Origin of the sequence: Flavobacterium tibetense (genome assembly GCF_003293845.1) — a bacterium.
In the GTDB taxonomy this organism is placed as follows: domain Bacteria; phylum Bacteroidota; class Bacteroidia; order Flavobacteriales; family Flavobacteriaceae; genus Flavobacterium; species Flavobacterium tibetense.
In genome coordinates this window covers 38,921-52,797 of the sequence record NZ_QLST01000001.1, presented here as the reverse complement: position 1 = coordinate 52,797, position 13,877 = coordinate 38,921, and the positions used below count along the sequence as shown (strand labels likewise).

At 33.8% G+C, this 13,877-nt stretch carries 13 protein-coding genes; 1 reads left to right on the top strand and 12 read right to left on the bottom strand.

Annotated features, from left to right (window positions below; all coding sequences use genetic code 11):
• Position 1 precedes the first annotated feature (1 nt).
• The 11 genes from DPN68_RS00255 to DPN68_RS00205 all read right to left on the bottom strand — a co-directional run bounded on the left by DPN68_RS00255 (position 2) and on the right by DPN68_RS00205 (position 11,251).
• Positions 2-763 (bottom strand): GIN domain-containing protein, encoded by a 762-nt coding sequence (locus DPN68_RS00255; protein ID WP_113987580.1) that lies wholly within the window; start codon positions 761-763, stop codon positions 2-4.
• A gap of 35 nt (positions 764-798) precedes the next feature.
• The gene (locus tag DPN68_RS00250; RefSeq protein ID WP_113987579.1) at positions 799-1,905 is read right to left on the bottom strand and encodes an acyloxyacyl hydrolase; all 1,107 of its coding nucleotides are present in this window, start codon (positions 1,903-1,905) and stop codon (positions 799-801) included.
• A 3-nt stretch (positions 1,906-1,908) separates the two neighbouring features.
• Positions 1,909-2,784 (bottom strand): dTDP-4-dehydrorhamnose reductase, encoded by an 876-nt coding sequence (rfbD, locus tag DPN68_RS00245; RefSeq protein ID WP_113987578.1) that lies wholly within the window; start codon positions 2,782-2,784, stop codon positions 1,909-1,911.
• Positions 2,778-3,329: a dTDP-4-dehydrorhamnose 3,5-epimerase gene (gene rfbC / locus DPN68_RS00240; RefSeq protein ID WP_113987577.1), complete on the bottom strand. Its 552-nt coding sequence runs from the start codon at positions 3,327-3,329 to the stop codon at positions 2,778-2,780. The genes rfbD and rfbC overlap by 7 nt, the downstream gene beginning before the upstream one ends.
• Position 3,330: 1 nt before the next feature.
• Positions 3,331-4,191, bottom strand: coding sequence for a glucose-1-phosphate thymidylyltransferase RfbA (rfbA, locus tag DPN68_RS00235; RefSeq protein ID WP_113987576.1), 861 nt, complete (start codon positions 4,189-4,191; stop codon positions 3,331-3,333).
• Positions 4,192-4,274: 83 nt separating this feature from the next.
• Positions 4,275-5,291, bottom strand: a complete 1,017-nt coding sequence (gene rfbB / locus DPN68_RS00230; RefSeq protein ID WP_113987575.1) for a dTDP-glucose 4,6-dehydratase — start codon at positions 5,289-5,291, stop codon at positions 4,275-4,277.
• Positions 5,292-5,296: 5 nt separating this feature from the next.
• The gene (locus tag DPN68_RS00225) at positions 5,297-6,262 is read right to left on the bottom strand and encodes a hypothetical protein (RefSeq protein WP_113987574.1); all 966 of its coding nucleotides are present in this window, start codon (positions 6,260-6,262) and stop codon (positions 5,297-5,299) included.
• Positions 6,263-6,268: 6 nt separating this feature from the next.
• The gene (locus tag DPN68_RS00220) at positions 6,269-7,960 is read right to left on the bottom strand and encodes a DUF6909 family protein (protein ID WP_113987573.1); all 1,692 of its coding nucleotides are present in this window, start codon (positions 7,958-7,960) and stop codon (positions 6,269-6,271) included.
• Positions 7,961-8,004: 44 nt separating this feature from the next.
• Complete coding sequence (locus DPN68_RS00215) at positions 8,005-8,826, bottom strand: carboxypeptidase-like regulatory domain-containing protein (RefSeq protein ID WP_113987572.1); 822 nt, start codon at positions 8,824-8,826, stop codon at positions 8,005-8,007.
• 48 nt (positions 8,827-8,874) lie between these two features.
• Positions 8,875-10,380, bottom strand: a complete 1,506-nt coding sequence (locus tag DPN68_RS00210; protein WP_113987571.1) for a GH3 auxin-responsive promoter family protein — start codon at positions 10,378-10,380, stop codon at positions 8,875-8,877.
• Position 10,381: 1 nt separating this feature from the next.
• Positions 10,382-11,251 (bottom strand): murein hydrolase activator EnvC family protein, encoded by an 870-nt coding sequence (locus DPN68_RS00205; RefSeq protein ID WP_113987570.1) that lies wholly within the window; start codon positions 11,249-11,251, stop codon positions 10,382-10,384.
• A gap of 129 nt (positions 11,252-11,380) precedes the next feature.
• Between DPN68_RS00205 and tatA the strand changes: the two genes are divergently transcribed.
• A complete protein-coding gene (tatA, locus tag DPN68_RS00200; RefSeq protein ID WP_113987569.1) occupies positions 11,381-11,581 on the top strand; it encodes a twin-arginine translocase TatA/TatE family subunit in 201 nt (66 codons plus the stop codon).
• Positions 11,582-11,664: 83 nt separating this feature from the next.
• Here the strand turns inward: tatA and DPN68_RS00195 are convergent, their stop codons facing one another.
• Positions 11,665-13,791 carry a Tex family protein gene (locus DPN68_RS00195; protein WP_113987568.1) on the bottom strand — a complete coding sequence of 709 codons (2,127 nt, stop codon included), beginning with the start codon at positions 13,789-13,791 and terminating at the stop codon, positions 11,665-11,667.
• Positions 13,792-13,877 lie beyond the last annotated feature (86 nt).

Genomic DNA, 13,877 nt, shown 5'->3' with positions numbered 1-13,877 from the left:
TCTAATATATTAATCTCCCTGTAAAAACTTCCTCCACATCAACAACTGGAGGTACATTTTTTAAAATAACATTTCCCGTTGAAAAAATAGTTCCTTCTATTTTTGCCACAGGAAAAACAATCATATCATTAGAACCTCTTTGGAATATTTTTATATTTTCAGCATGTAAATCTTCTCCATAAAATCTTCCGTTTCCAAAATAGAAATTCAAAAGCATTTCTTCGCATTGTCCGCTTACATAAAAATTTGAAGTACTATTACTTTCAACAACCAATTGACCATTAGCAACTTGGATATAAAAATCACCAGTTCCAGCACCATCTCCATCATCTTCAATAGAAAATAATCTTATGATAGGTGAATGTAAAAGACCATTAGATTGTATTTTTTGTTCGGTTTTACAATACAATTCTAATTCTTGAATTAAAGGTAAAATTGAACCGTTTGGAACCGTCACATAAACCACCGTCTGCCCATAATCCCTAGCAATATTGCAAGTAGAATTATCTTTAGCCACTAACATATCGCCTTGTAATGAAACATCAATATTGTCTATAATTTTATCGTTAGTTACAATTTTTACTTCGTAATTTGGACCTTCTTTAATTACTAGTCCAACACCATCATAAACTTTCACTTTAGTAAAACCTTCCAATGGAAACACTTGCGTTACCGAATTTCCGTTTCCTTTGAAACAGTCTTCAGAAATCCCGCAGCCTCCTATTAGAATTAGTAGTAGAAAATAGAATACGTAATTTTTCATATTTAGATTTCTCGACTTCGCTCGAATTGACAAATTTACAATCTTATTCCTAATGTAGCTTCTATAGCTTCCGCTCTGGCTCCATGTGTTTTTAAACCAACTCCAATAAACCAATTTTGGTAAAGATAATATTTCATTCCCAATCTTTGGTAAATATCAATTTCATAGTCAAAGGGCTTGTACACGTAATAACCTAATTGTGTTTCAACCGAAAGCTTGTTTATAAACAATTCGTGACCCACAAATAACCCAATTCTTCTGTAATCCGTTCTGGGTGTTGTGTACGATTCATGATCTTCTGGAAAAGCAACAGAAACAAATTTAATGTATTCTTCAAGATAGCGCGAAAAGAAAACATCGGTTCCCACTTGTAACGCGCTTTTTCTTCCAATACGCTTATCGGCATACAAACCAATATGATAAAACTGTTTTTGTCCCAAATGCGGCACTGGACCTTCAGAAATTCCTGTTCTAAATGCAATATTGTATTTAATTCGTTCTTTGTAAGTATCTTTTGATGGCAACGAATCAACTATAAATTCTCGTTCTTCATCAAAATTATAATTCAAACCAACATTAAATGTAAACGTATTGATACCGCTGTTGGGTGCTTTAAATCTACCGTTGGAAAAATGGGTTAGCATAAAACCAGCCTGAATTCCAACTTTATCTAAAATATTTTGTTTTTGGTATTGCAATAAAAAATAGTTGTTATCTAAAATTTTAGTACCAAAGGCGTTGTTCTTATTGTTGGTTTCTTTATCATACGGATTTGTGGTTATACCAAAACCTTGCGAAACACGAAATAACAAATGACGATTAAGAAAATAGAAATTATAATGCAATCCAAAAGCATGATTTGCTCCCAAATATTGATTCTTAAAATCGATATAATGATACGAAATCCCATAATCAGGATAATTGTATGCTTGGTGCCATTCTTTTTCACCAAAAGTTTTCCAATTGTAACTTAATAAAAAACCATCGGGATGTCCTGATATTAAATGACTTACATAATTGGCGTGTTTGTAGATATTTCCTCTGAAAACTTGAACATCTAGATAGGATGTTTGCTTTTCTTTTTCTTGTGAGAAAGAAGCAACGAAATAAAACAAACATACAACCAAGCCGACTTTTTTCATTTTCTACAGCAATTCTAAGCATTTTTTTAAACTGGTCTTCCAATCTGCAATTGCGATGGGAAAAGTAGTCTTTATTTTTGATTTGTCCAAAACGCTGAATGTGGGTCTTTTTGCCAGTGTTGGATAAGCTGATGTGGGAATGGGTTGTAAATCTATTGAAATTCCTTTTTGATGAAATATTTCTTTTGCAAAATCATACCAAGAACATACGCCTTCGTTTGAAAAATTGTAAATTCCAAAAAATGATGGGTGATGGGTGATGGGTGATTGGATAATTGTAAGTAAAACCTCTGCTAAATCAACAGCATTTGTTGGAGTTCCTATCTGGTCATTAACAACCGACAGGCTATCGCGTTCTGAAGCCAATCGTAACATGGTTTTCATGAAGTTATTAGCAAATTGGGAATACACCCAAGAAGTTCGTACAATGAAATGTTTCTCCCAACTTTTTTGAATAGCCAATTCACCATCTAATTTGGTTTGTCCGTAAATGCTTTGTGGATTTGGGATATCGGTTTCTTTATACCCAGTTGTCAAACTGAGCGAAGTCGAAGTACCGTCAAAAATAAAATCAGTTGAAATATGAAGTAAGATGGTATCAAATTCTTTACAAACCTTTGCCAAATTTTCAGCGCCAACAGCATTAATTAAATGGGCTTTTTCGGATTCACTTTCGGCTTTATCAACAGCTGTATAAGCCGCTGTGTTAATACAAAATTGAGGTTTATATTTTGAAAAAACAGTTTGACAACTTTCGAGATTGGTAATGTCCATTTCTTGAAAATCGGTATACACAAACTGAATGTTGGGATATTTATTAGCAATAAACTGAATGGATTGCCCTAATTGACCATTGGCTCCTGTAACTAAAACTACCATACTTTTTTAGCATTTTCAAGATTAGGTAAAACTTGGTCTTTTTCTGAAATTAATAATTCTTCCAAAGGAAAATCCCAATTAATATTAACAGTTTCATCGTTGTAAATTAAACCGCCTTCGCTTTCTTTGTTGTAGAAGTTATCACATTTATAAAAAAAAGTTGCTGTTTCACTTAATACTAGAAAGCCATGAGCAAAACCTCTTGGTACAAAAAACTGTGTTTGATTTTCTCCCGAAAGTAAAACAGCTTCATATTGTCCATATGTTTCTGAATTGGGACGTAAATCAACCGCTACATCCAAAACTTCACCCTGTAAAACACGAACTAACTTTGCTTGCGCATGTTCGCCACATTGGTAATGCAATCCTCTCAAAACACCTCGAGTTGAAAACGATTGGTTATCCTGAACAAAAGTCACTTTTTGTCCAATTCCTTCTTGAAAAGTCTTTTCATTAAAGCTTTCCATGAAGTAACCACGATCGTCTTTTATTATTTTTGGTTCAAGGATAAAACATCCTTTTAGTTTGGTTTCTGTAAATGTCATTTTAGCTCACTAAACTCATTAAATGTTTTCCGTAACCACTTTTTAATAACGGCTCAGCTAAAGATTTTAATTGATTAGCATCAATGAAGCCCATTTTGTAGGCCGCTTCTTCAATAGCACCAATTTTCAAACCTTGACGCTCTTCGATAACTTCAACAAATTGTCCGGCTTGCATTAGCGATTGGAACGTTCCTGTATCTAACCAAGCAGTTCCTCTATCCAAAATACTTACTTGTAATTTACCGCGTTTCAAATATTCTTTATTCACATCAGTAATTTCTAATTCACCACGGTGACTTGGTTTGATATTGGCAGCAATTTCTAAAACATCATTGTCATAAAAATAAATACCTGGAACAGCATAGTTTGATTTGGGTTGAGCTGGCTTTTCTTCAATAGACAACACTTTTCCGTCTTTATCAAAATCTACTACGCCATAACGTTCTGGATCATGAACATGATACGCATAGATAATTCCACCATCTGGATTATTATTAGCTTGTAACAATTCGGCTAAACCTGTTCCATAGAAAATATTATCTCCTAAAATTAAAGCCACTTTGTCGTTTCCAACAAATTCTTTGCCAATGATAAAAGCTTCTGCTAATCCATTGGGATGTTCTTGAACAGCATATTCAAATCGGCAACCTAATTTTGTTCCATCGCCCAATAATTGACGAAATAGAGGTAAATCATGAGGCGTTGAAATAATTAAAATCTCACGAATTCCTGCCCACATCAAGGTCGATAATGGGTAATAAATCATAGGTTTATCATAAATTGGCATTAACTGCTTACTCACCGCTAATGTTAATGGGTGTAAACGCGTGCCTGAACCTCCTGCTAATATAATTCCTTTCATTTCTATTATTAATAAGTAGGTAGATACTTCATAGATATCCCGAACATGTCCCGTACATATCCCATATAAACCTTAGATATTGTTTATTTATTTTTAAACTTTTCTAAATACCAACGAACCGTTTTTAAAATACCTGATTCGAAATTTTCATCGGCTTTCCAACCTAATCCAGTTTCAATCTTTGTTGCATCGATTGCATAGCGTAAATCATGACCTGGTCTATCTTTCACGAAGGTAATTTGCTCCTTATAACTTCCTGATTCTTTTGGCTTCATTTCGTCTAAAATGGCACAAACTTTATCTACTATGTATAAATTATTACGTTCGTTTCTCCCTCCAATATTATATGTTTCTCCCGATTTTCCTTTTTTGAAAGCTAGTTCAATTCCTTTGCAATGATCTAAAACGTATAGCCAATCACGCACATTTTTTCCATCACCATAAATAGGAATACTTTCTCCTGAAATTGCTTTACGAATAATCGTTGGAATTAACTTTTCATCGTGTTGCTTTGGTCCGTAATTGTTTGAACAGTTTGTTGTAACTACATTCATTCCGTAGGTGTGAAAATAACTTCTTACAATCATATCTGAACCCGCTTTTGAAGCAGAATATGGACTATTAGGTGCATAAGGAGTGGTCTCTTCAAACAAACCAGTTTCGCCTAAAGTTCCGTAAACCTCATCGGTTGAAACATGGTGAAAACGTGCATTTTCAAATCCAGCATTGTATTGGTTTGGTGCCGACATCCAAAGTTTTCTAGCGGTGTCTAATAAATTAAAAGTGCCTAAAACATTCGTTTTAATGAAAGCTTCTGGTCCCGAAATCGAATTATCTACATGACTTTCTGCGGCAAAGTGAATTACATCGTGAAATTGGTGTTTTTGGAATAACTCTTCAATAAAATTTCTATTACAAATATCCCCTTTAATAAATGTATATCTTGGATGATTTTCAACTTCTTTTACATTGCCCAAATTTCCTGCATAAGTTAATAAATCCAAATTTACCAAATGATAATCTGGATTGTTTTCTATAAAATAAGGCACGAAATTAGATCCTATAAAGCCTGCGCCGCCTGTTACTAAAATATGTTTCATTATTGTTAACCTCGCTTTTGTAATTGCTTTTTATAAAAACCTTTAAACCAATGGAATAACAAGAACATAAAAACAAGTAAAATTGGTAATACCAATTTTAGTTTTCCGTTTGTTCCTTTAGTATTAATAATATTAGTTGTTACACTAATATCTTTGATTACCTTATCGTTATTGATTAAACGGAGTTTAAAATCACCTTGTTCAGTTACTAAACCATCTTTCGTTTTGATAATATCATTCAAGTTGTTATTCTCATTGTAATAAACCAAACTTGAACTTTTTTGATTACCAGATGATGCTTTAGAAAAATCATTCAACAAGGAGTTAATTTGAGCAATAGTACTATCATTTGCTCTCATTTTCACAGCTGTGTTTTCCAAATATTGTTGTTTAACAATATTGAAATACTCTGAATCATTCAAATACGTCAATAAAGGTTTAACCAATGCGTCTTCTGAAATCGTTTTACTAGTTGAAAATTTAATTAAATGAAAAGGATAGTTTTTACTTGTAATTTCATCTTTTACAATTTTATCTAAACTTCCATCTTCAGCCATTAATTTTATTAAATCAAAATTTTCTTGCTTACTAGTGATAAATTTATACAAATCAATAACAGGCTCAATTTCGATTTTACCCAATTTTTTCACATTTTTAATTCCAAGATTGGAAATAAAAACAGTGTCATTCTCTTTCTTTTTTGCCTCCAATAAATTCACTTTGGCATACAAATAATCAACACTTCCAAAGTTTGGCGACACAATAATTTCATGATTGTAGGTTTTTGAGCTTTTATCTAAAAAATAACCCACACCAACCCCAATAACCAATAAAATAATTATGATTATACTATTTTTAATTAAAAAGAAAAGAAAGTCAAAAAACTTATCTACTAAATTGGAAAAAAAACCACCAATTTTTGAAAAAACTTGACCTAAATCAATTTCTTGATCTTGTGAATTTGAACTCATGAGCAATTAGTTTGTGTTGAAAATTTGTTCTAATATTTTAATTGTAATCAAATACGTTGGTTTCACTCCAGTTGTTCCTAAACCGCCTGATGCTAAAGTGCTTCCAGTTTCTAATGGATTATCCGAAGCATAATAAGCGTATCTAACTTTTACATCTGGATTGATACTTTTTCTAATTTTAGAGGCCGATTGAATCGCTTTTTGATAATAGGCTCCTTCCATTTCTAAACCAATAGCACCCCAAGTAGATTCGTGGAAAAACTTCAACAAATCTCTGTTTTGAAGCGATGTTCCAAGAACTGTAATCATTGGTCCAGAAAAAACGGGAATTCCATTTCCTTCAAACATTGCTGCGGTTAATTCGTTATCAAACGGATAATTATCAGCTGTTCCTTCGTTCACGTGTGCGCATGGTATCATAATATCGCCTTTTCCGCCTTCTAAAATTCCAGCTTTACCCATTATGGAAACTGATTCTACGTTTAAGAAAATTTTGTTTTTCTTTTCTACTTTATATGGTTTCAATAATTCATCAATGGTTTCAAAAGCTTGTTCACCAAAAGCATAATCCATTACAATTAAAACGGGATTCTCTTTGGCTAACTTAGCACTAGCAAAAATAGTTTTACTAAAATCAATTTTGGCTGTATCAAAAATTTGAACGTCGATATTAGTTCCTGACGTATCAGGTAACGAAATCATTCCTTGCGATAACGCAACTTCTTCCACTTTCTTGCGTAAATCTTTATTTGCAGAACTACTTAAATCTTCAAATATTTGAAATTCAGGGGTATTCTTATATTTTTTTCCTAAAACGGGTTCAGCAAACAACGAATTCATTACACTGTGCATATTCGCACTAATGATGTGAATAGGGCGTTCAATTAAGTTGTTTTTTAATAAAACATCTTTAATGGTGGTTGCCCAAATATCGCCATAAATGTGATGGCCTAATCGTTCTCTTAAAATTGGACTGAATGTAATCGTTCTTTTGTTATTGTCGACTACTTCTTCAATAGCTAATTTTCCTATCCAATAAATAACATGTAAAAATCGGTCTGGCGCTTCAGCTGTAGCAAAATCATCGTAAATATCTTGCACCTCAGCAAACGTTCTTCCTAACACATTTGCCGCATGAGAAATAGCTTTTTCACGTTCAATTAAAGGTAACTTTTTCGTTTGTTTAGCTGCGGCTTCTAATTTTTGCCAATCGCGAGAAACAGCTCCTTCATCATCAATTAAAACTCTATCTTTAATTTTGTGCGATTCAATGAAAATAAACGTCAAATGCGTTAAAATATCATAAATATCCGAACGACCACGTGTGATTTCCACGTTCATTTGTTCGTCATCGATACGGTAACAATTTCTTCTTCTTTTTGGAGGAACAATCGCTTTAAAGTGCGAATTGGAATAGCCTTCATCAGAAGTTAAGTTGATGTAGCGGCATTCTTCAATTCCAATAGGTAAACGTTCAATTACGTATAAAAGTCCGTTTAGTTCTACTTTTTCTTCAGCGATAGAACCGTAAATTTCTGGTCGAAGCTGTAATAAAGCTTCACGTAAAGTTTCTCCTGAAACACCCATTGGTTTATAGAAACCTCTGTTGAATAAATGTCTCATGGTAATGTACAGTCGTTCAATAGCTGCTGACGACTCTTGCGCTCTAGAACGCGAAATGTTTTTAATGTCCTTCATTAATATATATGTTTATCTAACCTGCGAAGGTACGATTTTTATTTTTAGTTTGATAAAATCAGGTAAATTGCTGGCTCGTTGAAACGCATTTTCTCTTTTACGTCTGCCGATTCATTTTCCATTTTATTCCATTTTCCACCTGAAAAAGTGAAAAGAAAATCACGTTCCACAAAATTGTATAAAATATACGGTTGGTATTTGGTTCCCAATTTATTTCGCTCAATTAGAAGTCTTTCAAATGAAGCAAAAACTCCATTTTCAGGCATGGATAAATTGTGTTCCGAAACATCAATCGAGTGTTTTAAAACACCTTTTTTGATGGTAACCAAGAGTTCTTTGGGCAATAATTCATTTCCGGGAAAACCGTTTTCATCCACTTCATACAAATGAATTTTTACTAAGGCATCTTCAATTTTAGAATCCGTGTAAACCGTGATTTTTTGAATGAATTTTGTTTTCGCGTAACTGGATTGATACGGAAAAAACTTGGCGTTCATTTTTGGTCCGTTATCAAAAGCTTGTTTGATGGTATTTGGTGTTTTCCCAATTTCTACGAATTTTGTTGCTTTCTTATTGATCAAAACTACTTCTTTTAAATTCATGGTAGTTTCACTCAATAGCACCGTCATGTTTTCTTTAGCTGCTAGGTATTTTCTTTGGTAGCCCAAAACAGAGAAAACCAAATTTTTGCCCGCAGAAGTTTGAATTTCGAAAGTTCCATTAGCTTCTGAAGTAGTTCCGATAGCTTCATTCTCTACCCAAATATTCACATACGGAATGGGTTCGCCAGAAATACTGTCTTTGACCACGCCTTTGATTTGGGCAGAAAGGGAAAATGAGATAAAAAAGAAAAAAAATTTGTACATATTCATAAGATATAAAAACACCCCTAAAGTCCCCTCAAGGGGACAATCCTACAATTGACTATTTGTAAAAAAATCCGCAATCTTTCTATCATTTGAAAGTCTTGGTAATTTATTTTGTCCACCTAATTTTCCTATGGATTTCATGTATTCTTGGAAACCGTTTTTTGGAACTTTGGTAATCACTAAGGTTCGTAGTACATTTCCAACAATTAAATCATCGTAATACACATTTTGTTTGCGCATGGCAGCATCAATTTTTAACGCAAAATCTTCTAGATTATTGGATTCTTCCGAAACTTCGGAGTCAAATTCTATGAACCATTCGTGATACGGCAAACCTTCTTTTGGTGTGATTTGTGGTGCTACGGTGAATTCATTTACTCGAATATCCGTTCCTTCCATCGCTTCTTGTAAAGCAGCTTCAACTTCTTTACCAATAACGTGTTCTCCAAAAGCAGAAATATAATGCTTGATTCTTCCCGAAACGATTACTCGATACGGTTTTAAACTCGTAAATTGAATAGTATCGCCAATATTATAAGCCCAAAGTCCAGCATTGGTAGAAATAATTAAAACGTAATTTACGCCTATTTCCACTTCGCCTATTGTATAACGTTTTGGATTTTCATTGAAAAATTCGTCTGCTTTAATGAATTCGTAGAAAATTCCGGAATTCAATAACAGTAACATTCCTTTTTCTTTCTGCGAATCTTGGTAAGCAAAAAATCCTTCAGAAGCTGGAAACAATTCAATGGAATCGACTTTTCTTCCTATTAAATTTTCAAATTTGGCGCGATAAGGTTCGTAATTCACGCCGCCATAAATGAATAAGTTGAAGTTTTTGAAGATTTCGCCAACAGGTTTATTCGCTTTTGCGGAAAGTTTCTCAAAATACATTTGCACCCAAGACGGAATTCCAGAAATCACCGACATATTTTCATTGATGGTTTCTTCTACAATGGCATTGACTTTGGTTTCCCAATCTTCAATACAATTGGTTTCCCAACTCGGCATGCGGTTTTTTTGAAGGTATTTTGGAACAAAATGTGCTACAATTCCTGATAATCTTCCCAATTTTACTCCGTTTTTTTCTTCCAAAATTGGGCTTCCTTGCAAGAAAATCATTTTTCCTGAAACAAAATCAGCTTTTCCCGTTTCGTGAATATAACTTAAAATCGCATTTCTAGCCGCCTGAATGTGAAACGGCATCGATTCTTTAGTCAATGGAATATATTTAGCACCCGATGTCGTTCCAGAAGTTTTAGCAAAATATAAAGGTTTTCCTTTCCAAAGTACATTTTCTTTGCCTTTTACGACCAAATCAACATAGGATTTCAAACCTTCATAATCACGAATTGGCACTTTTTGAACAAAGTCAGCATGTGTTTTTATGGAACTAAAATCGTGGTCTTTTCCAAATTGCGTTTGAGCTGCTTCTTTGATTAAAGATTCAAAGACTTTTTGTTGGGTTTCCACTGGATTATTGGCCCATTTTTGTGTTTTGTTGTGAATGTAATGAGCAAAAATTTTAGCTGCAATTGCTTTTATCGACATCTTATTCGAAGTTTATAAATTGGGTTGGATCAATTGGGAAACCGTCTTTCCAAAGCTCAAAATGAAGCGTGATATTACTTTCCACGGTAGCGCTATTTCCACCAGACAATGCAATTACTTCACCTGATTTTACGGTATCGCCTTGTTTTTTTGTAATCGAAGCAGCGTTTTTGTAAACCGATAAAATAGCTTCTTGATGGCGCACAATAATTACATAACCATTGGTTGGTGTCCAATCCGCAAAAACGATGGTTCCTGTCGCAACGGCTTTAATTGGCGTGTTGTTCATCACCGCTAATTTTACGGCTAAATGTTTATTTTTGGCACTATATTTTTCAATGATTTTCCCTTGAACTGGTGGAAAAAGTACAAAACTTACTTTTGGCTTTGCCGATTCAAAAACGTTGTATTTGTCTTCTTGAATTACTTTATCACGCAATTCTTTTTCGGTTGCTGAGGCATCGACTGGTAAATCTAATTGTTGTTGTTCTGAAGCAATGAGTGAATCCTTATTGAATTTAGCATATTCTAAATCGCCTGTTAATACTTTTTTGATAGACGAAATATACGCGTTGTTATTTTTCACAACTTTTTCCAAAGAATCGGATTTGATGGCTAATTCCAAGGCGTCTTGTTTTAATTTGGTAGAAGCATAACCTGGAATATATTCGCGAAGCGGTGTAAAAGCAATAATATATGTAGTGAAAAAGATAATCAAAATGGCACCCAATCCAAACACCACAAAGACGTTCATTAAGGTTAATTTCAACGAAAAAGTTTCTTCAAAGGTATCTTCGTTTAGAATAACCAAACGTCTTTTGTTAAGGAGTTTTCTCCATAAAATGTTACTTTTTCTTCTCTTTTTAGCCATTGGAATGGATTTTAATGTTACAAATATAAGAAATACCCTAACGAGCCAAGGAGAAACTAAATAATAAATCGTTAAAAAATAAGCAATTGGTAAAATCTTTATATCTTTGCAGTATTAATTATTGAAATCATGAATGCATTAGCAATATTTTTAGGAATGATTGGTGTGCCACAAATTATTTTAATTGTGGTGATTGTATTGTTACTTTTTGGTGGAAAGAAAATTCCAGAATTAATGAAAGGTTTAGGAAGCGGTATTAAAGAATTTAAAAACGCAGCTAAAGACGATCAACCAGCAGATTCTAAAAAAGAAGAAGAAACTAAAGAGTAATTCTTTTAGAATATTCCAAAATAAAAAATTCCAAATTCCAATTTTTAAAAGTTGGAGTTTGGAATTTTGTTTTTTTTACACGATTATAAAATCATCGTCAACTGAATTCTCTTTCTAGCTTCGTCAACCTCAACTAATTTTACTTGTACGTGTTGGTGCATTTTTACTACTTCGTTTACATCAGAAACATAGCCTTCTTTTAATTGCGAAATGTGTACCAAACCACTTTCTTTGATTCCAACATCTACGAAACAACCAAAAGCGGTAATATTATTTACGATTCCTGGTAAAATCATGCCTGTTCGTAAATCTTTTATAGTTTTTACATTTGGGTCAAATTCGAAAATTTTTGCGGCTTTTCTTGGATCTAATCCTGGTTTTTCTAACTCTTTTAAAATGTCTTTCAACGTTAAAATTCCGATTTCGGATGTGATGTAATTTTCTGGTTTTATTTGAGCAATTTTTTCTTTGTTGGCGATTAATTCATTGGTTTTTATGCCTAAATCTTTCGCCATTTTTTCTACAATTGGATACGCTTCTGGATGAACAGCCGAGTTATCCAACGGATTTTTCCCATCGCGAATTCTGATGAAAGCGGCTGCTTGTTGATACGCTTTTTCACCTAAACGCGGTACTTTTTTCAATTGCTTTCTATCTTCAAAAGGGCCGTTTTCCGAACGATAAGCAACGATATTTTCCGCCATTTTTTCACCAATTCCAGAAACATAACTCAACAACGATTTACTAGCGGTATTAATGTTAATCCCAACGGAATTCACGCAACTCATTACGGTGCTATCCAATGCTGATTGTAATTTGGTTTGGTCTACATCGTGTTGATATTGTCCAACACCGATAGATTTTGGATCAATTTTTACCAATTCGGCCAATGGATCAGAAAGGCGTCTTCCAATAGAAACTGAACCACGAACGGTAACATCATAATTTGGAAATTCTTCACGCGCAATTTTACTCGCAGAATACACCGATGCTCCCGCTTCAGAAACCACAAAAACTTGGACTGGTTTGTCAAAAGCGATTTTTTTAATGAAAAATTCCGTTTCACGAGAAGCGGTTCCGTTTCCAATAGAAATGGCTTCAATATTGTATGCGTTCACCATCGAACGGATTTTTTTCATCGCCATAGTGGTATCGTTTTGTGGTGCGTGAGGATAAATGGTTTCGTTGTTCAATAAATCGCCTTTTTCATCCAAGCAAACCACTTTACAACCGGTTCGGTAACCTGGGTCGATGGCTAAAATTCGTTTTTCACCTAATGGTGGCGCTAACAACAACTGACGTAAATTTTCGGAAAACACATCAATCGCTTTGATATCGGCTTTTGCTTTTGCTTCTTGTAACGTTTCGTTCGAAATGGCTGGTTCTAACAAACGTTTGTAGCTGTCTTTAATCGCTAATTCTAAATGCTTAGTTGCATCCGAATTTTTATTTTTGATGATATTTTCTTCGATAAAATCTAAGGCTTCTTCTTTTTCGATTGCGACATTAAGTTTCACAAAACCTTCTGCTTCGGCACGCAACATGGCTAACAAACGATGCGATGGTGCTTTGGAAATAGGTTCTGCCCAATCGAAATATTGGGAAAATTTTTGAGCCGCTTCATCGTCTTTTTTAGTTTTAACGACTTTAGTTGTGATTTCAGCTTTTCGTTGGAACAAGCGACGTAAATTTTTACGAATAAAGATGTTTTCATTAATCCATTCGGCAATGATATCGCGAGCGCCTTGTAACGCTTCGTCTTCGTTTTTAACGTTTGTATTCAAATATTTCGAGGCTAAAAACTCAATATCATCATTTTTTTGACTCATGATAATTTTCGCCAACGGTTCTAATCCGTTTTCACGAGCGACATCAGCTTTGGTTTTTTTCTTCTTTTTGTAGGGTAAATAGAAATCTTCCAATTCTTGTAAATCAAAACTGTTTTCAATTTTGGATTTCAATTCAGGAGAAAGCGCATTTTGCTCATCGATTGCTTTTAAAATGCTTTCTTTTCTCTTGATAATTTCATCAAATTGTTTGCTTAATTTCGAAATGGCTTCGATTTGCACCTCATCTAAATTTCCGGTTTGATCTTTTCGGTAACGCGAAATAAACGGAATCGTACAATCTTCTGAAAGTAATTTTATAGTAGCTTCAATGCTTTTTGGAGCAATGTTGGTTTGGTTTTGAATGAAATTTATGTTGGTCATTATATTTTTATTTAACGCAAAGATGCAAAGGTTTTCGCAAAGTTTATAAAGTATTTAATTGATCGTTTATTCAATTTTTTTAATTT